This is a genomic window from Roseibium sp. R5 (genome assembly GCF_055755305.1).
The window spans coordinates 397,748-417,079 of the sequence record NZ_CM146910.1 but is presented as its reverse complement, the minus strand read 5'-3'; the positions used below and the strand labels follow the sequence as shown (position 1 = coordinate 417,079).

Sequence of the window (19,332 nt, the reverse complement as noted above, 5' to 3'; positions counted from 1 at the left end):
GGGAAACAGATGTCACTTCGCGTCGTTTTTATGGGCACCCCCGATTTCTCCGTGCCAACCCTGATGGAAATTGTCGGGCAGGGCCATGAGGTTGTGGCTTGCTATTCACAGCCGCCGCGTCCGGCCGGGCGGGGCATGGATTTGAAGAAGTCCCCCGTCCACGAGGCGGCGGAGTCGTTTGGCATTCCGGTTTTCACGCCCACAAGCCTGAAAGGTCCGGAAGACCAAGCCCAGTTCGCAGCGCTTGACGCCGATGTTGCGGTTGTTGTCGCGTACGGTCTGTTGCTGCCGAAGGCGATCTTGGAGGCTCCGGAAAACGGCTGTCTGAACTTGCACGCATCGATGCTGCCGCGCTGGCGGGGGGCGGCGCCGATCAATCGGGCGATCATGGCCGGGGACAAAGAGACCGCGGTTCAGGTCATGCGGATGGAAGAGCGGCTGGACACGGGTCCTGTTTGTATGTCTGAGACGGTAGCAATCTCGGAAAATATGACCGCCGGAGAGTTGCACGACCAATTGTCGAGCCTCGGTGGCGACTTGATGGTTCGGGCGCTCGCAGCCTTGTCCCGGAGCGCGTTGAGTGAACAGGTGCAATCCGAGGAGGGTGTCACCTATGCGGCGAAGCTCTCCAAACAGGAAACCCGGATCGATTGGTCTTTACCGGCTAAAAACGTACACAATCACATCCGTGGCCTTTCACCGTTTCCGGGCGCCTGGTGCGAGATGCAGCTGGGCGGCAAAACCGAACGGGTGAAGGTTTTGCGCAGCAGCTTAGCAGATGGCAATGGCGATCCCGGAAATGTATTGGCTGTTAACGGGGCACCAGTTGTGGCTTGTGGCGCTAATGCGGTGCGCCTCGATCAGGTTCAACGTGCTGGCAAGAAACCGATGACAGGCGAAGATTTCTTGCGCGGCGCTGCCCTATCTGTTGGAGCACATGTCAGCTAGGCTGCAGCAGGAGCGACCGATGAGCAATGACAGCACCATTTCCGACGTTACCATCCGGGAGCTGACACCTGCGGATGAAAAGGCTGTTGAGGCGCTTCTTTTGTCCGTTTATCCGTCGGATATGGAAGCGCGCCTCGTGCACAAGCTACGTCATTGCGGTGCGCTCGTACTGGAACAGGTGGCAGCAGCATCTGATGGCGCCATTCTTGGACATATCGCCTTCAGCCGAGTCACGAACACCACGATAGGGGCAAATCAAGCCGTTCAGGTTGCCTGTCTTGCTCCAGTCTCGATACGAGCTGATGAGCAACGCAAAGGGATCGGATCCCGGCTCATTGGATCGTCGATGGAGCGTCTCGGCGAGCTGCAGGAAGATCTGGTTTTGGTGCTCGGTCCGCCGAGCTATTTCCCGAAGTTTGGCTTTGATGCGGAGCTGGCTAAAAAAGTTCATGGGCCCTATGCCGGTGCGGCTTTTATGGCGGCACCCTTGACCGAAGCTGGGTCGAACAACTTGCCGATCGAAGTCACCTTCGCCACGCCCTTTGAAGAATTTGAATAAGAAGACCGATGCCGCGATACAAGCTGACCGTGGAATATGATGGCCGACCCTTTTGCGGCTGGCAGCGGCAAGCAAATGCGCCGTCTGTGCAGGCGGTGATCGAGCGGGCGATCAAGGCGTTCTCCGGCGAAGCAGTGACCATTGGCGGGGCAGGACGCACGGACACAGGCGTTCATGCAACAGGTCAGGTCTGCCACGCGGATCTCTCCAAGAAATGGCCAACCAAAACGGTCATGGGCGCGCTGAATTTCCATTGCCAGCCCGACCCGGTGGTCATCCTTGAGTGTGAAGAAATGCATAAGGGATTTGATGCCCGCTTTTCTGCGATCCGGCGTGCCTACCGCTATCGAATTCACAATCGTCTGCAGCCATTGACGCATCAGCTCGGATTGGCTTGGCATGTGAAACATGAGCTGGATGCCGATGCCATGCATGAGGCGGCGCAGGAGTTCGTTGGCCACCACGATTTCACGACCTTCCGTCACTCCCGGTGTCAGGCAAAAAGCCCGGAAAAGACACTTGAGCATTTTTCAGTTTACCGGGACGGCGAATTTGTCATTGCCGAATGTTCCAGCCGATCCTTTCTGCACAATCAGGTCCGGTCAATGGTGGGAACGCTTCGTCTCGTTGGCGAAGGCCGGTGGGGTCCAGGGGATATCTCCAAGGCGCTGCAGGCGCGGGACCGGAAAACGTGCGGACCGGTCGCTCCAGCTGACGGTCTTTATCTGACCCGAGTTGATTACCGGCCTGCACAAGTCGATATCGACTCTTTGGCAGAGTGGCAGGCGCGCAAAGCGGTGATGGCTGCTGAGGAAGCGCCCGCCGACTAGGCCGACCAACCGCGGCTAGCCGACCTCTGCTTTTTCAGGAAACACCACGCACTTTTTGTAAAGGTGCCATGTTGTGTGTCCGAGGATCGGCAGTGTGATGATCAATCCCAGGAAACCGGGTGCCATCGAGACGATCAAGGTGGCAGTCACGGCGAACGCCCAGCCGATCATTGGCACTGGAGACGTGACAACCGCACGAACACTCGTGATCATTGCTGTGATGAAATCCCGGTCCTCTTCGAGAAGGAGCGGGAACGAAATGACAGTCAATGAGAAGAGGATCAGAGACAGGATCGCGCCGACCACGTGACCAACCGCCAGGAACATCAGGCCTTCCGGTGTCGAGACAATCTCGGTCAAAAACTCTTCGAACGAGGCGAATGACCTGAAGCCCAAAAATAACGCAAGCAACAGTCGGACCTGGTACATCCACATGATCTGGATGAAGAGAACCACAAACGCCATCCAGGACAGCTCCCGGCCCTTTTGCGCCCACATGGTGCCCAAAATCTTGGACCAGGAGAGTTCTTCCCCCGATTGCAGTCTGCGGCTGACCTCGTACAGTCCCACTGCGGCAAATGGGCCGAGCAGCACGAACCCTGCTGCGGCCGGATAGGACAGGTAACTCATCTTCAGTGCGGCGGCGCTGAGGACAACAAACAGCCCTCCCGCCGCGAAGATTGCTCCGATCGTAATGCCGTAGACCGGGGCGCGGCGGAAATCCGCCATACCTGCGGCCAGGGCATCAATCACATCATTGGCGGTGATCTTGTTGACCTGCGGCATTGGGCGCAGCTCATTTGACGCCAACTCTTGTTCGCTCATGTCTCAGCTTCCTCCCAAAAGCACACGAAACAATTGTTTGTGGTTCGATGATACGCTTGAGAGAGCCCTTCCGCCAATGCGCAGAAGGGCTTACTTTTCAAACTAAGTCTGAGGGGCAGGCTTAGGAGCAGCTGCTTCTGCCGCTGCGGCGGCAACGGCTTCCTTTTCGCTATCATCGAGTTTTGCGTTTTCCGGCAACTGTACTCGAACCTCCTTGCGGGCAAACTGGATACCGTTTTCTTCAAACGCTTTTTGGACACGCTTGTAGATTTCCCGGCGGACACCGAACTGTTTGCCTGGCTTGGTTGTGAATTTGCCCCGGACCACAATACCAACATCGTCGACATCGGCGACACCTTGACCTTTGAATGGCGCAAGCATGTCGTCCTTGTATTCGTCCATCTCCATGATCTCTTGGCCGATTTTCTTGAAGATCTTGCGGACCTTCTCCTGATCGGTGTCGAACGGGATGGTGAACTTCAGCTTCATGATCACCCAGTCGCGCGACAGATTGGTGAGATTTGAAATCTGACCATAAGGCACGACATGGACGGCGCCCTTCGTGCCGCGCAGCTGCATCGACCGAATCGAGATTTTTTCAATCGTGCCTTGAGCACCGCCTGTGTTGATGAATTCACCCATGCGGAATGCGTCGTCCATCAGGAAGAAAATGCCCGCAACGACATCGCTCACAAGCGTTTGCGCACCAAAGCCGACCGCCAGGCCGACAACGCCGGCACCAGCAAGCAACGGGGTGATGTTGACCCCAAGCTGACTCAAGCCAAGCAGGACGGTGAGGGTGACAATGGTGACCTGTAGAACAATCCGGACAAGCGGCAGAATTGTCGCCAGACGGGACTTGCCGGCACCGCCCATTTCCGATTCCTCATCTTGAGCGGCTTGCGGCGGTGAATCCTTGGCCAGCTGGCGGCTGACCCAGAGATTGGTGATCTCCCAGGCCAGATAACCGGCGGCCAAAATCAGAAGGAAGATGACACTGTTGCGTGCAACATCGGATCCCCCATCACCCCCAAGAGCCAAGAGGTTCAGGCCGTAAATGCGGCCCACGGTCAGGATGAGGAAGGCAAGCAGTGCGACACGGGCGATCCGGACATAGCTGTGCCGGGTTTGCATGTGCGCGGCCTCCGCAACCGGTCCTTCGCCCTGCATCGGCGGAACAATATGCGACACGATCCCGCGGACCATCGTATCGAGGAACGGGGCAAAGACCACAAGAGCAATGACGCCGAGTGATCGGCCCGCAGTCAATGCATCAATGCCCATGCTGGATGTGATCTGGACGAGCAGCCAATTGAAGACGATGAACGCCATTGAGAAATAGGGCCAGAACCGCGCCATGCGCTCCAGGCCGCTGGTGGGTTCTTCATCGTCGCCCAAGATAATGTTTGTGAGGCCATGCCGCGATTTCCAGAGAACAGCGACCAGCCAGGCGTTCACGCCAAAGCCGATAAAAAACCGATAGGTCTCGCCAACATCGGCCCCGGTCGCCAGCATTACGTTGCGCACAAAGAACGAAACACCGACAAAGGCGAACAGTGACGTGAAGCTGCGGTAGAGGGACTTTGCGGTCGTGTCATTGGCACTTACCAAACGCAGTTCGCTGCGCTGAGGCGCAAGTGCAAATCGCAACAAGGCTGCAATGATCCTCGGCAGCAGGACAATCCAAAAGACGGCCTGGAACGCAAAGGACCGGGTCACGGGGTCGAAGATCGCCATTCGGCCGACAATCATGACGACAATCGCGAAAATGATCAGTCCGCCAAGATCCAGTCCGGCCCGCGTGGAAACAGTCTTAATGGTCTGGAAGAGGGAGTCAGGCTCCTGAGACTGGATTTGCACTCGTTTCTTGATGACCAAGCGATTGAAAAGAAACTCGGCAGCATAACCAGTCACCAGGAGCAGAGCGATCGAGCCGAGTAGGATGTGGACCGGTCCAGCGACCGAGCCCGCGAACAAGGCGGCGATCCCTGACACGATCCCTGTAACAAGTGCGGGCAAGTTTTGGAAATGGCCGGCGATCATGGCCCCAAAGGCGCCAACTGCGGATTGCAACTGCTCGATGAAGCTTCCCCCCTTAGCAGATGCGTCAGTGCTTGCATTCTTGGCGTCTGCGCCTTCTTGCAGCAAGGTAACAAGATCAGCCAGCGCATTGACTTGATCCGGATCGAGATCAGACGCCAGCTTTTCCATCGACTCTTGCTGGAGTGCTGGTGGAAGTGCCGATGCCGTTTCCTGGGCGTTTGACGGAGTTATGAAAAGTGGGATGGAAATGAGTGCGATGAGGAAATAGGCGATGGGATTCTTTATTATTGAAGCATTGATCATGGGTGCCCCGCTCAGGAAGTGGAACTGGAGGGTAGTTGCGTTAATCTTCCTACCGGCAAAAGCCTGCCAAAAAATTACGCAGCGGTATTATTGACTTGTTGCGACAGAAAAAACCAGTGCGGCGTTGGTGTGCGTCTTTCGCGCAGAACGAAGCTTGATCCCGATGTCTTAAGCGACTAACTCCTGTCCAGATCCGATTTTAACAAGTGGACTTCTATGACCAACGCTCCGAGCGCCAATATTTCCCCCGGTCCCGTCTGGGCCCTGTTCAGCCCGATCGGGAGGATCGGGCGGGAGCCGTATTGGCTGTGTTTTGCGCTTGTGTGGGTCGTGATCGCGATTTCAGTGAACATGTGGTGGAGCTCGACTGAGATCGATTTCACGGCGGAGACGGTGGCGATTTCCCAATTCATGGAATCCAATCCGCTGTTTCCGATCTTGTTTTTTGTTCTGCAGTGGATCGAATTGGCGCTTGTAATCAAACGATTGCAGGATATGGGATTCAGTGGATTCTGGGCCTTGCTGATCTTTGTGCCCGGTCTGAATATTCTGATGGTCTTGATCGTTGGTTTTACGCCGGGTGTCGCAGAACCCAACAAGCATGGCCCCTTGCCCAACAGTTACTGGCGCAAAAGCTGATTCCGCCTGCCATCCAACACTACAAAAGTTCGCATCATGTCCATGTCGCCTGCCACCGCCATCGCCCGTGATTTGATCCGGTGCCCGTCTGTCACGCCGAAAGAAGGTGGCGCTTTGTCGGCGCTTGAGACGCTTCTAATAGACGCCGGTTTCCGCGTGGATAGAGTGGTTTTTCAGGATGACGACACACCGGATGTGGAAAATCTCTTTGCCTCGGTTGGATCTGGAGCCCCGCATTTTGTTTTCGCGGGGCACACTGATGTCGTTCCAGCTGGTTCTGAGTTGGATTGGACGCACGGACCGTTCGATGGCGAAATCGATAATGGAGTGCTTTATGGCCGCGGCGCTGTTGATATGAAGGGAGGCATTGCCTCCTTTGCAGCCGCCGCGCTGGAGTTCGTTGACCATAAAGGAACGGAATTCGGCGGCACGATTTCGTTCCTAATAACGGGTGACGAAGAAGGGCCGGCGATCAATGGCACGGTCAAATTGCTGGAGTGGGCTGACAAGCAAGGCCATCGGTTTGACGCCTGCATCGTCGGCGAGCCAACCAATCCGGACGCTCTTGGAGACGCAATCAAGGTGGGCCGCAGGGGTTCTCTCTCGGGCATTGTCACAGTCACCGGCGTTCAGGGCCATGCAGCTTATCCGCATCTTGCGGACAATCCGATCCCGGGCCTGACAAATCTGATGGCTGCACTCAACGATCTAAAATTGGACGAAGGCAATGAGCGGTTTCAGCCCTCCAATTTGGAGATCGTGACGGTCGATGTCGGCAACACGGCATTCAACGTCATTCCGGCCCGGTCAGAGTTCCGGTTTAACATCCGGTACAATGACACTTGGACGCTGGACAGCCTGAAGACGAAGATCCTGGAGACGCTGGAAACGGTGGACCTGGGTTCCTTGAAAATGAATATCGAGTTCAAGAGAGACGCCAGCGAGTCTTTCCTGACCGAAGATGAAATGCTGATTGAGGCGCTCAGCATGGCCGTCTCTGAGGAAACGGGGCGGACGCCGGAACTATCGACAGGCGGCGGGACGTCAGATGCCCGGTTCATCAAGAACTACTGTCCTGTTGTGGAGTTTGGTCTGGTCGGTCAAACGATGCACAAGGTTGATGAATGTGTCGCAGTGGAAGATCTTGACCGTCTGGCTGCAATCTATCATCGATTCTTGGTCAGCTACTTTTCGAAATAGGCCGGAGCCGTCGGGATTTGATCAGCACCAATGAATTGCGGGCAGCGTGGGAAGGCTCATGGCTTCTTTTGCGCAGCGACCCTCAGGGAATGTCCTATTTCGACTTGTCCCTACAGGGGTTCTGGCGATCGTTTCAGGTGATCTTCTTGTTGGCGCCTGTGTTTCTGGTCAGCGCCATGGCGGAAAAGAAGCTGCTGATTTCTGAAAATGTCATCGTCGCAGAGCTCTTTCCCGCAGACACCTACTGGTTTGCTCAATTCATGAGCCTTGGCATCGATTGGGTTACATTACCGCTCATCTTGGCGTTGATTGCCGGCCCGATTGGTATTTCGCGGCAATACGTGCCGTTTATTGTGGTGCGCAATTGGACGAGCATTCTGGCGTCCATGCCCTATCTGGCTATCGCTCTGCTGTATCTGACCGGCATCATCCCGTCCGGGATCATGGTGCTGCTGTCTTTCACCTGCCTGATTGTAGTGCTGTGGTATCGTTTCCTGATTGCACGCATTGCCTTGCAGGCATCAGTCAGCATGGCGATCGGAATCGTATTCCTCGACATTCTTTTGTCGCTCGTGATTGGCGAGCTGACGGGACGTCTTTGGGCAGCTTGAGTTAACCGGCCAAAACGCAGAAAACTCGCCGCAGACCGGCGGGTTTTCCAATTTAACTCAAGCTTTTACTGTTTAGTCGCGCAGCAGCTCGTTGATTGCGGTCTTGGACCGTGTCTTTTCGTCGACCGTCTTAACGATAACGGCGCAGTAGAGGTGCGGGGCAGCTTCACCATTGCCCATGGTGTTCGCGCTGGGCATGGAGCCGGCCACAACGACCGAATACGGCGGGACTTCACCGTAGGTGATCTCACCGGTCATGCGGTTGACGATTTTTGTCGACTTGCCGATGAAAACGCCCATACCCAAGACAGAGCCTTCGCGAACAATGCAGCCCTCGACCACTTCTGAGCGGGCTCCGATGAAGCAGTTGTCTTCGATGATGACAGGACCGGCCTGAAGTGGCTCCAGGACACCGCCAATGCCAACGCCGCCCGACAGGTGAACGTTCTTGCCGATTTGAGCACAGGAGCCGACAGTTGCCCAGGTATCCACCATCGTGCCCTCGTCGACATACGCGCCGAGGTTGACGAACGACGGCATTAGCACAACGCCTTTGCCGATGAAGGCGGAGCGGCGGACGGTGCAGTTCGGCACAGCCCGGAAGCCAGCGTCTTCAAAATCGAGACCGCGCCAGCCGTCAAACTTGGACGGCACCTTGTCCCACCAAGTCGCATCTCCCGGCCCCCCCTTGATTACATCCATCGGGTTGAGACGGAACGACAGCAGAACCGCTTTCTTGGCCCACTGGTTGACAACCCAGTCGCCGTCTTTCTTCTCAGCGACCCGCAATTGCCCACGATCGAGAAGGTTCAGCGTGGTCTCAACAGCATCACGAACGTCGCCGGTCGTGTGGATGTCGATCGAGGCACTGTCTTCGAACGCCGCGTCAATGATTTTCGAAAGGGCTGCAAGGTCGTGTGTCATCTGGAAGCAAGTCTCCGGAACTGAGGAATTCAGCGCGGACCTAAGCCTTCACGCCGTCAGGTGTCAAGCGTGCCAGCGACCAGAACAGACCGGCAAACGGCAAACAAATGGCGCTTGGACGGGAAACACTTTCTCTCCTTGATCTCAGAATCGCCGCTATAGTTGAAAGAAACTCATAGAAGGGCGTTCAAAACAATAATTATTAGGGCTTTCCGTAGGCTGTAGAGTGAGTTCATATCAATAATTAGACTGATGCTCTGATGGAACTTTGGATCCCGATTACGCTCTTTGCCGCATTTTGCCAGAATCTGCGCTCCGCGGTTCAAAAACACTTGAAAGGCCAGCTCGGAAGCACAGGCGCGACATTTGTCCGGTTTGGATACGGGTTTCCATTTGCCTGTCTTTATGTCGCGGTCTTGCATGCCGGGTTCGGTTTTGAGTTTCCCGAAATCAACGCCGTATTCTTGATTGCAGGGGCACTGGGAGGCTTGGCTCAGATCTTCGGCACGTTCTTGCTTGTCTATCTGTTCTCATTCCGGAATTTCGCGGTCGGTACGGCTTACTCGAAAACGGAGCCGATCCAGGCGGCGCTTTTTGGTTTCTTGCTTTTGGGCGAACACATTTCCTGGGCGACAGGTGTCTGCATTCTAATTGGTATTGCGGGCGTGATTGTCATTTCACTCGCCCGGACGTCATTGAGTGCTTCTGTCGTCCGGCAATCTCTATTGGGTCGACCTGCCTTGATCGGTCTCGGGTCAGCGGCCATGTTTGGTGCCTCTGCCGCCGCTTATCGTGTCGCATCATTGTCCTTGGAGGGCACGGGTGTTCCGATGCAAGCCGGTTTTGCGCTGGCCTACGCCACGCTTTTCCAGACCATCGTCATGATTGTTTGGATGATCTTCCGGGAACCCGAGCAACTGACAGCCAGTTTAGCCGCTTGGCGCGTTGCCATCTGGGCGGGGGCGACAGGCGTTGCCGGTTCGATCGGGTGGTTTACGGCCATGACCTTGCAGAACGTTGCCTATGTCCGGGCACTGGCACAGATCGAGCTGGTGTTCACATTCCTGGCGTCATGGCTTGTTTTTAAGGAAACAATCGCAAGGTCAGAGATCGCCGGCTGCGCCCTGATCGTGCTGGCTGTGTTGGGCATTATCCTTTGGAGCTGAGCGGATCACGCAGCGTCCTGGAGCCAGTCACGAAAGGCTGAGACAGGGCGACTCAGGGTCCGTGCCGGGGAGCGGACAAACCAGTATCCAGTCTCCAGCTCTAATACGGTCCAGTCCGGGCAAATGAGATGGCCAGCCTCCAGTTCCAGGGAAACAAATCGGCGATCGATCGCAATTGCACCCATGCCAGCTATGGCAGCCTGTATGGCAAGGTCTCGGCTCTGCAGCAGGGTTCCTGATTTCGTATCTGGATGATCTAGGCCAGCCGCGTTTAGCCACTGGCTCCAGTCATTACGGCGGGACGCGCTGTGTAGCAGGGGCAGTCCGGTCAGGACGGATGGGTCCTTAGGGTCCTTGCCAGCCAAAAGCCCAGGCGCCATGGCAACTGCCAAATGCTCCTTCCAAAGAAGATGGCTTTCGACGCTTGGCCAGTTGCCCGTCCCGAGGCGGATGGCGCAATCATAATTCTCGCGATCCAGATCAACCATCCGCGTGGATGTCGACAAAAGCAATTCAACATCCGGCTGGTTGGATTGAAACTGTGGAAGGCGAGGGATCAACCACCGAGTGGCAAAGGTCGACACGGTGCTGATGCGCAACTCTGTGCGGCCACGCCGCTTGAAGCTGTCGACAGCTTCATCAATTCTATCAAACGCATCGCCGAGACTGAGTGCGAGCCGTTGACCTTCCTCGGTCAAGGTCAAGCCGCGGCCATCCCGGTTGACCAGTGTCGCGCCGAGTTCACTTTCCAGCTTGCGCATCAGATGGGACAAGGCGGAGGGGGACACGCCCAGTTTTTCAGCCGCCAGTGCTGCCCGTCCGTGACGGGCAAGCAGGGCAAAAGCGTTAAGTGCGCGAAGAGACGCCATAGGTGATCGAACCAGGTTGAGTTTTTCTCAATCTAAGAGATACGCGCTTCTTAAGCCAGCGATCCTTTGACGGCTTTCAAAAATCCCGCCAGGTCCTCGGTCACAAAATCAACATGCGGGTAGGGATCTGCTTCCAGATCCAGGTTTTCCTGCAAGACTTCGCGAGATCCTCTCGGTACAATCAGCGTAGTGCGCATGCCGAGATGGTGCGGAACAGAGAGGTTCTTGGCGAGGTCCTCGAACATGGCAGCGCGTGCCGGGGCAACGCCTGTCCGTGACAGGAACATCTCGTATGTCTCACGGTTGGGCTTGGGGATCAGCTCTGCGGATACGATATCGAAAATGTCTTCAAAATGGTTCGAAATGCCGAGCGCTTCCGCAGTGCGTTCGGCATGCGGACGATCACCATTCGTGAAGATGAATTTTTTGCCCGGCAATGCCTCGATCGCGGTGCCCAGATCGGGATCGGGCGCGAGGTTCGAATAGTCGATGTCATGGACGAAGGCAAGGTAGTCGTCCGGGTCGATGTTGTGGGTGGTCATCAGCCCGCGCAACGTGGTGCCGTACTCATGATACAGCGCCTTCTGGTGCACCATGGCTTCGTCCCGCCCAAGATCCAGAATTTTCTGCACATACTTGGAGATCTGGTCATTGATCTGCGGAAAGAGGTCTGATTCATGCGGATAGAGTGTGTTGTCGAGATCGAAGACCCACGCTTCAACGCCCTGGAATACGCGCAGGTCTTGCCGGTGCGCATGCCGGCCTTCGGTCGGAAGAGAGGAGTTGTCGGTCACGGGCGTATCAGCGTCCCGGCGCCGCCATCGGTGAAGAGCTCCAAGAGAACCGCATGCGGCACCTTGCCATTCAGGATAACGACGCCCTCCACACCGCGTTCCAGCGCATCAATGCAAGTCTCGACTTTTGGGATCATGCCGCCGGAAATCGTTCCGTCTGCCATCAGATCCCGCGCTTTTGCAACGGTCAGCTGCTTGATCAGTTGACCATCCTTGTCGAGAACACCTGGAACATCAGTCAGGAACAACAAGCGTTTGGCATTCAAAGAACCCGCAATAGCACCGGCACAAGTGTCGGCGTTGATGTTGTACGTCTCGCCGTCATCACCCGGAGCAACCGGTGCAACGACAGGGATGATGTCCTCTTTGAGAACGAGTTTGAGGACCGTCGGGTCAACTTCTGCCGGTTCTCCGACAAACCCCAGATCCAGAACGCTTTCAATGTTGCTGTTTGGGTCGACCACCGTGCGCTTCAACTTGCGTGCTTTGATCAGATTGCCGTCCTTGCCGCACAGGCCGACCGCACGGCCGCCTTCGGCGTTGATCAGCTGCACGATCTCCTTGTTGATCGCGCCGGCAAGGACCATTTCGACGACTTCGACCGTTGCCTTGTCCGTGACCCGCAGTCCGCCCTTGAACTCGCTGACGATGTTCAGCCGTTCGAGCATTTTGCCGATTTGCGGACCTCCGCCGTGGACCACCACAGGGTTGACGCCACTTTGGCGCAACAAGGTAATGTCCCGGGCAAATGCCTGACCGAGATCCGTATCGCCCATGGCATGCCCGCCATACTTCACGACAACAGTCTTGTCGTCATAGCGCTGCATGTAGGGCAGGGCCTGCGAGATGATGTGCGCGCGGCTCGAAGTCTCAGTTGCGGTCATAAAGAAACGTTACTCTTCAGTTTAGTCGGCAGAAGTCCATGAAAGCGAAAGAGCTTTGCTATACCGGGTTTGGCGAGATCTCACAATCAATGATGCGCCGGAGGTCTATTGAGTGGCGAGGTTACACAATTCCGCCCGAAGCTCATCTACGCCCCGATTTTTCTCCGAGGACGTTGTGATAATCTCAGGATGGGCTGCCACCCGTTTTGCCAGTGCAGCCTTGGTTTCATCGACCAGGCGCACCAAGGCCGGTGGCTTGATTTTGTCGGCCTTGGTCAACACGACCTGATAGACAACCGCAGCCTTATCAAGCAGCTCCATTGCCTCAAGATCGTTCTTCTTGATCCCGTGACGACTGTCGATCAACAAGATTACGCGTCGAAGGTTCGGACGGCCACGCAGATAAGAGAACACGAGGTTGGTCCAGGCTTCGACAAGCTCCTTGGGGGCTTGCGCATAGCCATAGCCTGGCATGTCGACGATCGTGAGTGGGGTTTCGTGGGCGACAAAGAAGTTCAACATCTGTGTCCGACCGGGGGTGGACGATGTTCGGGCAAGCCCCTTTCGCCCAGTCAGCGCATTGATCAGGCTGGATTTGCCGACATTCGATCGGCCCGCAAAAGCGATCTCGGTGCCGGCGGCAGGCGGCAAATTTGCCATATCGGTCACGCTGGTCAGAAAATCCCATGGCCGGGCAAACATTAGCCGCCCGGCTTCCAGATCTTCCTCGGTATAAGTTTCATTGTCACTCATGAGTTGCCTTCTAACCTGCCTGTGCAGTTGCGTCGAGCATGTTTGCAGGTTCCATGGCTGCAGTTTCCAACGCTTCGATATCCGATGCTCTGATTGCCGAAAGGTGCCTGGAGATTTTCTCAACCGGCCAATCCCACCACGCAATATCCAGGAGTCGGTCAATCGTTTGCTCGTCAAAGCGCATCTTGACGACCCGCGCCGGATTGCCGACAGCAATCGCAAATGGAGGGATATCCGACGCCACGACAGCATGTGCACCGATGATTGCGCCAGAGCAAATGGTTACACCCGGCATGACAACGGAGTTGGTGCCAAACCAGACGTCATGCTGCACAAGCGTGTCCCCGCGCAAATGATCAAAGATCGTCGCTGGATCGAGGCCTTCTTCCCAACCGTTGCCGAAAATATTGAACGGGTAGGTCGAAAAGCCGGTCAAGGCGTGGTTTGCGCCATTCATGATGAATGTTGTGCCTGATGCGAGTGCGCAAAACCGTCCGATCCTGAGTTTGTCTCCGACGAAGTCAAAGTGATAACGCACGTTGCGGTTTTCAAATTCCGCCGCATGTGTGTCATCGTGATAATAGGTGAAGTCGCCGACCTCGATGTTGGGTCGGGTAATAACGTTCTTCAGAAAAACCGTGTGCGGCTCACCGTTGAATGGGTGCGTATTATCAGGGGTTGGGCCGTGCATGGGACCTCCAAAACAAAGAAACAAGGGAAGTTGGGCGCGTCATTGACAACGCGGTCGACCAACCGGTCAGCGGCTTCGCCTTGCGGAACTGGTCTTTGTCTTAGTGGTTCATTGACTGGACACTCCGAATATGGGAAAGGCCCCGCCGTCTGGCGAGGCCTTTGGTCTATATCTTGATTTTCCGGATTTGTCAGCTCTTGTCGTCGGCTGCCGGTTTCTTTCGTTTGAACATGGAGCCAAGATTGTCCCAAAGCTCCACCTTGACGCCTTGGCGGCTCATAATCACCCACTGCTGAGCAATCGAGAGCGAGTTGTTCCAAGCCCAGTAGATGACAAGACCCGCTGGGAAAGATGCCAGCATGAAGGTGAAGACCACAGGCATCCAGGTAAAGATCATCTGTTGTGTCGGATCTGGCGGAGCCGGGTTCATCTTCATTTGGACAAACATTGTGATTCCCATGATCAGCGGCCAGACCCCAAGCATCAGAAGCTGCGGCGGATCCCACGGAATCAAACCGAACAGATTGAACAAGGATGTCGGATCCGGGGCACTGAGATCCTGGATCCAGCCGAAGAACGGCGCGTGGCGCATCTCGATGGTGACGAAGAGCACCTTGTAGAGTGCGAAGAATACCGGGATCTGGATCAGGATCGGCAAACAGCCGGCCAGCGGGTTGATCTTTTCCTTCTTGTACAGCTCCATCAGCGCTTGCTGCTGCTTCTGCCGGTCATCCGCATACTTTTCGCGGATCTCCGTCATCTGAGGCTGCACCAGTTTCATCTTACTCATGCTGACATAGGATTTGTTTGCCAGCGGGAAGAAGAATAGTTTGATGATGACGGTGACGAGGAGGATCGCGACGCCAAAGTTTCCGAAGTAATGAAACAGGAAATCGATGGCGTAGAACATCGGCTTGGTCAGGAAGTAGAACCAACCCCAGTCGATCAGCAGCTCAAAGCGCTCGATGCTGAGGGACGCCTCATAAGCGTCAAGGAGGTTGGTCTCCTTGGCACCGGCAAAAAGGTACGAGCTGGTTTCACCGATACCACCGGCAGGGACGACAACCGCATTGCCGAGATAATCGGCCTGGAAGTTTCCGCTCTGCGCGCCGTAGCTGAAGCCGGGTTGGAATTCCTGGCCAGGTGTCGGGATGAGGGTCGCAGCCCAGTATTTGTCGGTGATGCCAAGCCATCCGCGATCTACTGCTGCCGGGCGTACCGGACCATCTTCTTCCAAATCGGAATAGTCGACTTCCACGAGGCCTTCTTCGCCAAAGACGCCAAGCAGACCTTCGTGAAGGATCCAGATACCGGTTGTTTCCGGGATGCCTTTGCGCGCGATCAAGCCATATGGGTAAAGGGTTACCGCATCAGCAGAGTTGTTTGTCACCGATTGTGTGACGTCGAACATGTAGTTCTCGTCCACTGAGAACGTGCGATTAAACACAAGGCCTTCGCCATTGTCCCAGGACAGGGTCAAAGGCGTGGATGGCGTGAGGTTCGACGAACCGTTGACGGACCAAACAGTATCCGGTCCTGGCAGGGTAATGTTGGCACCTGCATCAGCAACCCAGCCATAATCGCTGTAGTACGGGTTCGGACTACCGGTTGGGGAGAACAGCACGATGGTCGGGCTGCTCCGGTCGACCGTCTCGTGGTAGTCCTTGAGCCGCAAGTCATCGAGCCGGCCGCCTGTCAGGTTGATGGAACCTTCCAGACGCGGTGTGTCGATGACCACGCGTTGTGTCGCAGAAATAGCTTGGTCGCGTGAGGCAAAACCCTGCAGGCCTGTAGCAGACGGCGCGACAGTCGCGCCAGAGCCGGTAACAGTTGGGGTCGGTGCGTCAGGGTTTACCCCACCTGGCGTAGCCTGTTGAGCAGTCTCTGCTTCCTGTTGGGCCTGAAGTGCCGCCTGTTGGCGCTCCAATTGGGGACCGGCATAAAAATACTGCCACGCCAGCAGAACGATCAGGGACAGAACGATTGCGAGAATCGTATTGCGGTTTTCAGAAATCAACTGGATTTACCCCTGTTACCTGTACGGTGATGCATCTGTTTCTGCCGGTTGCCCTTGCGTGGCTTGCCGCGCCCACGCGGTGTCGCCGGATCCAGCACCTGGTGTAGCCCAGACTTAAGGTCTGCAACCAGATTTGGGAAGGGAAGAGTCAGCGCAGAATCACGCGCGACCAGCACAAAATCTGCATTTTTGGGAATTTCGGCTGGTGAAAGCTCAGCAACTGCTGCACGCAAGCGCCGCTTGATACGGCTTCGGACAACGGAATTGCCGGTTTTTTTTGTGACTGTGTAGCCAATCCTCGGCGCAGCCTCGGAGCTGTGTTGCAGGCCTTGAACAACAAAAGCGCGCCGACCTACACGGCCACCTTTGGCAACCGCAAGGAAATCGGAGCGCTTTTTGAGTGTGTTCATGGCTGCGGATTGGCTGTTGGCATGCGCCGCCAATCCGGCGCTGCAAGCAGTTGCCGCTTAGGCGCTGAGGCTCTTACGGCCCTTCGCACGACGGCGAGCAAGCACCTGACGGCCGCTTTTGGTGGCCATACGTGCGCGGAAGCCGTGGCGACGCTTGCGGACAAGACGGCTCGGTTGATACGTACGCTTCATTGTTCTTCCCCGCGCGGCTTAAGCGCGGCCCTTGTTCATTTAAATTCTTTGGAGGAAGCATTCGAAGCGCTCAGCCAGCGCAGCTCCTAAAAAGCCTTGGGTCCGAATGCATGTCCCGATCGAGCGCGCTTATAAGCGTCATGGTGTTTGGAGTCAACTTGTGTCGCCGAGATTCTCGCTTTCTCAGGCAATCACACACAGGTGACCGAAAAGAGCGCCAGCCTCACTTATCAGTGAAACCAACTTCTTTTTACCCCGTTTAAGGTACACCTCAATTAAGACATCGGCACACCTACCGATCAAAAGCGGCGGAAATAGGGATAATGGAGTGATTGGCCAATGCGCGGCAATGAGGCGGAGGCAATGAACGCATCCGACGAAAACGATAAAAAAGAGAATGCGGTGGCCGGACGCTCGTTTACAGCCCTTGCGAAAAAGTGGGCTCCGCTTGTTGTCCTGTTTTCCCTTATGGCACTCGCGTTTTCACAAGGCCTGCACAAACATCTCACGCTTTCTACGCTGATCATGGAGCGGCAGCAGCTTATCACCTTCGTTGACGCCAATCTGGCGGTGGCCGTCCTGAGCTATATCGCTCTTTATGCCGCTACTGTCGCCTTGTCGTTCCCGGGTGCTTCGCTTTTCACGATCGCTGGCGGTTTCCTGTTCGGCTGGGTGATCGGTGGCCTGGCAACGGTTTTTGGTGCGACATTGGGCGCAACAGCAGTGTTTCTGATTGCTCGTTCCTCAATCGGGGATGTGCTGACGAAACGGGCAGGTCCCTTCCTGACACGGTTGTCCGAAGGATTCCGGCAAGACGCCTTCAACTATCTACTCTTCCTCCGCCTGACGCCGATTTTTCCCTTCTGGCTGGTGAACATTGCACCTGCTGTTTTTCAGATGCCTTTACCGTCCTATGCGCTTGCCACATTTGTCGGCATCATCCCCGGGACATTCGCTTTTGCCTTCATCGGGTCCGGTCTCGACAGCGTTATTGCGGCTCAGGAAGCGGCAAATCCAGGCTGTGCGTCTGCGGGCACTTGCTCGGTCGACATCTCGGCACTTGTCACACCGCAGTTGATCGCAGCATTTTTTGCCCTTGGTATTGCAAGCCTGATCCCCGTCGTCTTGAAGCGTTTGCGTTCCAGCAAATAATAGAAATCCCGCCCTTACCGAACCAATATGACAGGAACCGTGCATGGCGAAACTGCTGACCCCAGACATTTGCGTGATTGGTGCAGGATCGGGTGGCCTGTCGGTCGCCGCCGCTGCCGCCGCATTCGGCGTGGATGTAGTTCTGATCGAAAAGGGCAAAATGGGCGGAGATTGCCTGAATTACGGGTGCGTGCCGTCAAAAGCTCTTCTGGCGGCAGGCAAAGCGGCAAAACATGCGCAGGGAGGCGCGGCGTTTGGCATTCACGCCACTGCAGCTGATATCAGCTTTTCTGAAGCAAATGATCACGTCCGAAGCGTAATTGCGGCGATCGAGCCGCATGATTCTCAAGAGCGCTTTGAAGGTCTTGGCGTCACTGTGTTGCGGGAGCATGGGAAATTCACCAGCCCGGAGTGTGTTTTAGCCGGTGACCACGAGATCAAGGCACGGCGCTTTGTCATCGCGGCGGGCTCCTCCGCTCTCGTTCCTCCGGTCCCCGGGTTGGATGAAGTGCCGTATCTGATCAATGAAACCCTGTTTGATCTGCGAGAAACACCGGAGCACCTCGGCATTATTGGTGGTGGCCCGATTGGCTTGGAAATGGCACAGGCGCATCGCCGTCTTGGGGCGAAGGTGACGGTGTTTGAAGCTCAGACCGCGCTCGGTAAAGACGATCCGGAATTGGCGGGAATCGTTCTGAAGGCCTTAAAAGACGAGGGGATCGAAATTCTCCAGAAAACGGCCGTCGAGACGGTCGCAAAAACGGGTGACGGGATCACCGTGACAGCGCACAACGAAGCCGGAGATACTGTTACTCAAACGGTCAGTCATTTGCTGGTTGCGACGGGCCGTGCACCCAATGTGGACAGCTTGGGGCTGGAGGCGGCGGGCGTCGATTTCTCAAAAAAAGGTATCACGGTCGACAAGGGTCTTCGGACTTCCAACCGCAAAATCTACGCAATCGGTGATATCGCCGGCGGTCTTCAATTTACCCATGTTGCCGGGTATCAAGCCGGGTTGGTGATCCGTTCCATTTTGTTCCGGCTGCCGGTTTCCATGGACAACGATCAGGTGCCTTGGGTGACATACACATCGCCGGAACTGGGGCATGTCGGCCTCAGCGAAGCTGTGGCACGCGATCGGTTCGGCGACAAGGTCAAGGTTTTGACGGCTGACTATTCAGGCAACGACCGGGCTCAGGCTGAGGGGGCAACAACAGGGCGCTTGACATTGATTGCGGGCCCCGGCGGTAGGCTTCTCGGCGCGCAGATTGTGGGGGCGCAGGCTGGTGAAATCATCAACCTGTTGTCACTGGCGTTGTCGAAGAAACTGAAGATGAAAGACCTCGCAGGCTTCATTGCTCCATACCCAACATTAGGCGAGCTGGTACGCCGTGCTGCAATTTCGTACTATGCTGACATGCCGAAAAGTGGTTGGTTACGTATTGGAATCGGTATCTTGCGCAAGTTTGGATGAGATGTATTGGGCTGAATGGGCTCTTGCCGTGATCGTTGGACGGAGCTG

At 55.9% G+C, this 19,332-nt stretch carries 20 protein-coding genes; 9 read left to right on the top strand and 11 right to left on the bottom strand.

Going from position 1 to position 19,332, the window contains the following annotated elements; all coding sequences use genetic code 11:
• The first annotated feature begins 9 nt into the window (after positions 1-9).
• From fmt to truA, 3 genes are read left to right on the top strand one after another with little or no spacing between them, the layout of a single operon-like run.
• A complete protein-coding gene (gene fmt, locus AC0J4F_RS01950; protein ID WP_473025266.1) occupies positions 10-948 on the top strand; it encodes a methionyl-tRNA formyltransferase in 939 nt (312 codons plus the stop codon).
• A 19-nt stretch (positions 949-967) separates the two neighbouring features.
• Entirely contained in the window at positions 968-1,507 is a 540-nt protein-coding gene (locus AC0J4F_RS01945) for a GNAT family N-acetyltransferase (RefSeq protein WP_133948768.1), read from the top strand.
• Positions 1,508-1,515: 8 nt separating this feature from the next.
• Positions 1,516-2,337 (top strand): tRNA pseudouridine(38-40) synthase TruA, encoded by an 822-nt coding sequence (truA, locus tag AC0J4F_RS01940; protein WP_473025265.1) that lies wholly within the window; start codon positions 1,516-1,518, stop codon positions 2,335-2,337.
• A gap of 15 nt (positions 2,338-2,352) precedes the next feature.
• Here the strand turns inward: truA and AC0J4F_RS01935 are convergent, their stop codons facing one another.
• On the bottom strand, positions 2,353-3,162 hold the full coding sequence (locus tag AC0J4F_RS01935) for a DUF2189 domain-containing protein (protein ID WP_133948764.1): 810 nt from the start codon (positions 3,160-3,162) through the stop codon (positions 2,353-2,355).
• Between the two features lie 102 nt (positions 3,163-3,264).
• The gene (locus AC0J4F_RS01930) at positions 3,265-5,508 is read right to left on the bottom strand and encodes a mechanosensitive ion channel family protein (RefSeq protein WP_133948762.1); all 2,244 of its coding nucleotides are present in this window, start codon (positions 5,506-5,508) and stop codon (positions 3,265-3,267) included.
• A 216-nt stretch (positions 5,509-5,724) separates the two neighbouring features.
• Between AC0J4F_RS01930 and AC0J4F_RS01925 the strand changes: the two genes are divergently transcribed.
• The 3 genes from AC0J4F_RS01925 to AC0J4F_RS01915 are packed head-to-tail and all read left to right on the top strand — an operon-like array spanning position 5,725 to position 7,958.
• Entirely contained in the window at positions 5,725-6,147 is a 423-nt protein-coding gene (locus AC0J4F_RS01925) for a DUF805 domain-containing protein (RefSeq protein ID WP_040451441.1), read from the top strand.
• 36 nt (positions 6,148-6,183) lie between these two features.
• Complete coding sequence (dapE, locus tag AC0J4F_RS01920; RefSeq protein ID WP_473025264.1) at positions 6,184-7,347, top strand: succinyl-diaminopimelate desuccinylase; 1,164 nt, start codon at positions 6,184-6,186, stop codon at positions 7,345-7,347.
• A gap of 17 nt (positions 7,348-7,364) precedes the next feature.
• Positions 7,365-7,958 carry a hypothetical protein gene (locus AC0J4F_RS01915; RefSeq protein ID WP_209002326.1) on the top strand — a complete coding sequence of 198 codons (594 nt, stop codon included), beginning with the start codon at positions 7,365-7,367 and terminating at the stop codon, positions 7,956-7,958.
• A gap of 72 nt (positions 7,959-8,030) precedes the next feature.
• Here AC0J4F_RS01915 and dapD read toward each other — a convergent pair whose 3' ends face one another.
• Positions 8,031-8,882, bottom strand: coding sequence for a 2,3,4,5-tetrahydropyridine-2,6-dicarboxylate N-succinyltransferase (gene dapD, locus AC0J4F_RS01910; RefSeq protein ID WP_133948758.1), 852 nt, complete (start codon positions 8,880-8,882; stop codon positions 8,031-8,033).
• 260 nt (positions 8,883-9,142) lie between these two features.
• Here dapD and AC0J4F_RS01905 point away from each other — a divergent pair, with 260 nt between their 5' ends.
• On the top strand, positions 9,143-10,048 hold the full coding sequence (locus AC0J4F_RS01905) for a DMT family transporter (protein ID WP_133948756.1): 906 nt from the start codon (positions 9,143-9,145) through the stop codon (positions 10,046-10,048).
• A gap of 5 nt (positions 10,049-10,053) precedes the next feature.
• Here AC0J4F_RS01905 and AC0J4F_RS01900 read toward each other — a convergent pair whose 3' ends face one another.
• From AC0J4F_RS01900 to rpmH, 8 genes are all read right to left on the bottom strand, one after another.
• A complete protein-coding gene (locus AC0J4F_RS01900; protein WP_473025263.1) occupies positions 10,054-10,917 on the bottom strand; it encodes a LysR substrate-binding domain-containing protein in 864 nt (287 codons plus the stop codon).
• Positions 10,918-10,967: 50 nt separating this feature from the next.
• The gene (locus AC0J4F_RS01895; RefSeq protein WP_133948752.1) at positions 10,968-11,711 is read right to left on the bottom strand and encodes a pyrimidine 5'-nucleotidase; all 744 of its coding nucleotides are present in this window, start codon (positions 11,709-11,711) and stop codon (positions 10,968-10,970) included.
• A complete protein-coding gene (argB, locus tag AC0J4F_RS01890; protein WP_473025261.1) occupies positions 11,708-12,595 on the bottom strand; it encodes an acetylglutamate kinase in 888 nt (295 codons plus the stop codon). Before argB ends, AC0J4F_RS01895 begins: the two co-directional genes overlap by 4 nt.
• Before the next feature lie 105 nt (positions 12,596-12,700).
• Entirely contained in the window at positions 12,701-13,348 is a 648-nt protein-coding gene (gene yihA, locus AC0J4F_RS01885; RefSeq protein WP_133948748.1) for a ribosome biogenesis GTP-binding protein YihA/YsxC, read from the bottom strand.
• 10 nt (positions 13,349-13,358) lie between these two features.
• On the bottom strand, positions 13,359-14,039 hold the full coding sequence (locus tag AC0J4F_RS01880; protein WP_473025260.1) for a CatB-related O-acetyltransferase: 681 nt from the start codon (positions 14,037-14,039) through the stop codon (positions 13,359-13,361).
• Between the two features lie 190 nt (positions 14,040-14,229).
• Positions 14,230-16,056, bottom strand: a complete 1,827-nt coding sequence (gene yidC, locus AC0J4F_RS01875) for a membrane protein insertase YidC (protein ID WP_473025259.1) — start codon at positions 16,054-16,056, stop codon at positions 14,230-14,232.
• On the bottom strand, positions 16,053-16,466 hold the full coding sequence (rnpA, locus tag AC0J4F_RS01870; protein WP_133949681.1) for a ribonuclease P protein component: 414 nt from the start codon (positions 16,464-16,466) through the stop codon (positions 16,053-16,055). The genes yidC and rnpA overlap by 4 nt, the downstream gene beginning before the upstream one ends.
• 57 nt (positions 16,467-16,523) lie before the next feature.
• On the bottom strand, positions 16,524-16,658 hold the full coding sequence (gene rpmH, locus AC0J4F_RS01865; protein ID WP_081450549.1) for a 50S ribosomal protein L34: 135 nt from the start codon (positions 16,656-16,658) through the stop codon (positions 16,524-16,526).
• A gap of 363 nt (positions 16,659-17,021) precedes the next feature.
• On the opposite strand from rpmH, the gene AC0J4F_RS01860 reads away from it, so the two are divergent.
• A complete protein-coding gene (locus tag AC0J4F_RS01860) occupies positions 17,022-17,810 on the top strand; it encodes a TVP38/TMEM64 family protein (protein ID WP_473025258.1) in 789 nt (262 codons plus the stop codon).
• Positions 17,811-17,853: 43 nt separating this feature from the next.
• Positions 17,854-19,284: an FAD-dependent oxidoreductase gene (locus AC0J4F_RS01855; protein ID WP_133948743.1), complete on the top strand. Its 1,431-nt coding sequence runs from the start codon at positions 17,854-17,856 to the stop codon at positions 19,282-19,284.
• The last annotated feature ends 48 nt before the right edge of the window (positions 19,285-19,332 follow it).

Coding starts and splice junctions, on each gene's coding strand:
- AC0J4F_RS01905 (WP_133948756.1), top strand. CDS start 9,143: ATGGAACTTTGGATCCCGATTACGCTCTTTGCCGCATTTTGCCAGAAT.
- rpmH (WP_081450549.1), bottom strand. CDS start 16,658: ATGAAGCGTACGTATCAACCGAGCCGTCTTGTCCGCAAGCGTCGCCAC.
- AC0J4F_RS01945 (WP_133948768.1), top strand. CDS start 968: ATGAGCAATGACAGCACCATTTCCGACGTTACCATCCGGGAGCTGACA.
- argB (WP_473025261.1), bottom strand. CDS start 12,595: ATGACCGCAACTGAGACTTCGAGCCGCGCGCACATCATCTCGCAGGCC.
- AC0J4F_RS01860 (WP_473025258.1), top strand. CDS start 17,022: ATGAACGCATCCGACGAAAACGATAAAAAAGAGAATGCGGTGGCCGGA.
- truA (WP_473025265.1), top strand. CDS start 1,516: ATGCCGCGATACAAGCTGACCGTGGAATATGATGGCCGACCCTTTTGC.
- dapE (WP_473025264.1), top strand. CDS start 6,184: ATGTCCATGTCGCCTGCCACCGCCATCGCCCGTGATTTGATCCGGTGC.
- dapD (WP_133948758.1), bottom strand. CDS start 8,882: ATGACACACGACCTTGCAGCCCTTTCGAAAATCATTGACGCGGCGTTC.
- AC0J4F_RS01930 (WP_133948762.1), bottom strand. CDS start 5,508: ATGATCAATGCTTCAATAATAAAGAATCCCATCGCCTATTTCCTCATC.
- AC0J4F_RS01900 (WP_473025263.1), bottom strand. CDS start 10,917: ATGGCGTCTCTTCGCGCACTTAACGCTTTTGCCCTGCTTGCCCGTCAC.
- rnpA (WP_133949681.1), bottom strand. CDS start 16,466: ATGAACACACTCAAAAAGCGCTCCGATTTCCTTGCGGTTGCCAAAGGT.
- AC0J4F_RS01880 (WP_473025260.1), bottom strand. CDS start 14,039: ATGCACGGCCCAACCCCTGATAATACGCACCCATTCAACGGTGAGCCG.
- yihA (WP_133948748.1), bottom strand. CDS start 13,348: ATGAGTGACAATGAAACTTATACCGAGGAAGATCTGGAAGCCGGGCGG.
- fmt (WP_473025266.1), top strand. CDS start 10: ATGTCACTTCGCGTCGTTTTTATGGGCACCCCCGATTTCTCCGTGCCA.
- AC0J4F_RS01925 (WP_040451441.1), top strand. CDS start 5,725: ATGACCAACGCTCCGAGCGCCAATATTTCCCCCGGTCCCGTCTGGGCC.
- AC0J4F_RS01935 (WP_133948764.1), bottom strand. CDS start 3,162: ATGAGCGAACAAGAGTTGGCGTCAAATGAGCTGCGCCCAATGCCGCAG.
- AC0J4F_RS01855 (WP_133948743.1), top strand. CDS start 17,854: ATGGCGAAACTGCTGACCCCAGACATTTGCGTGATTGGTGCAGGATCG.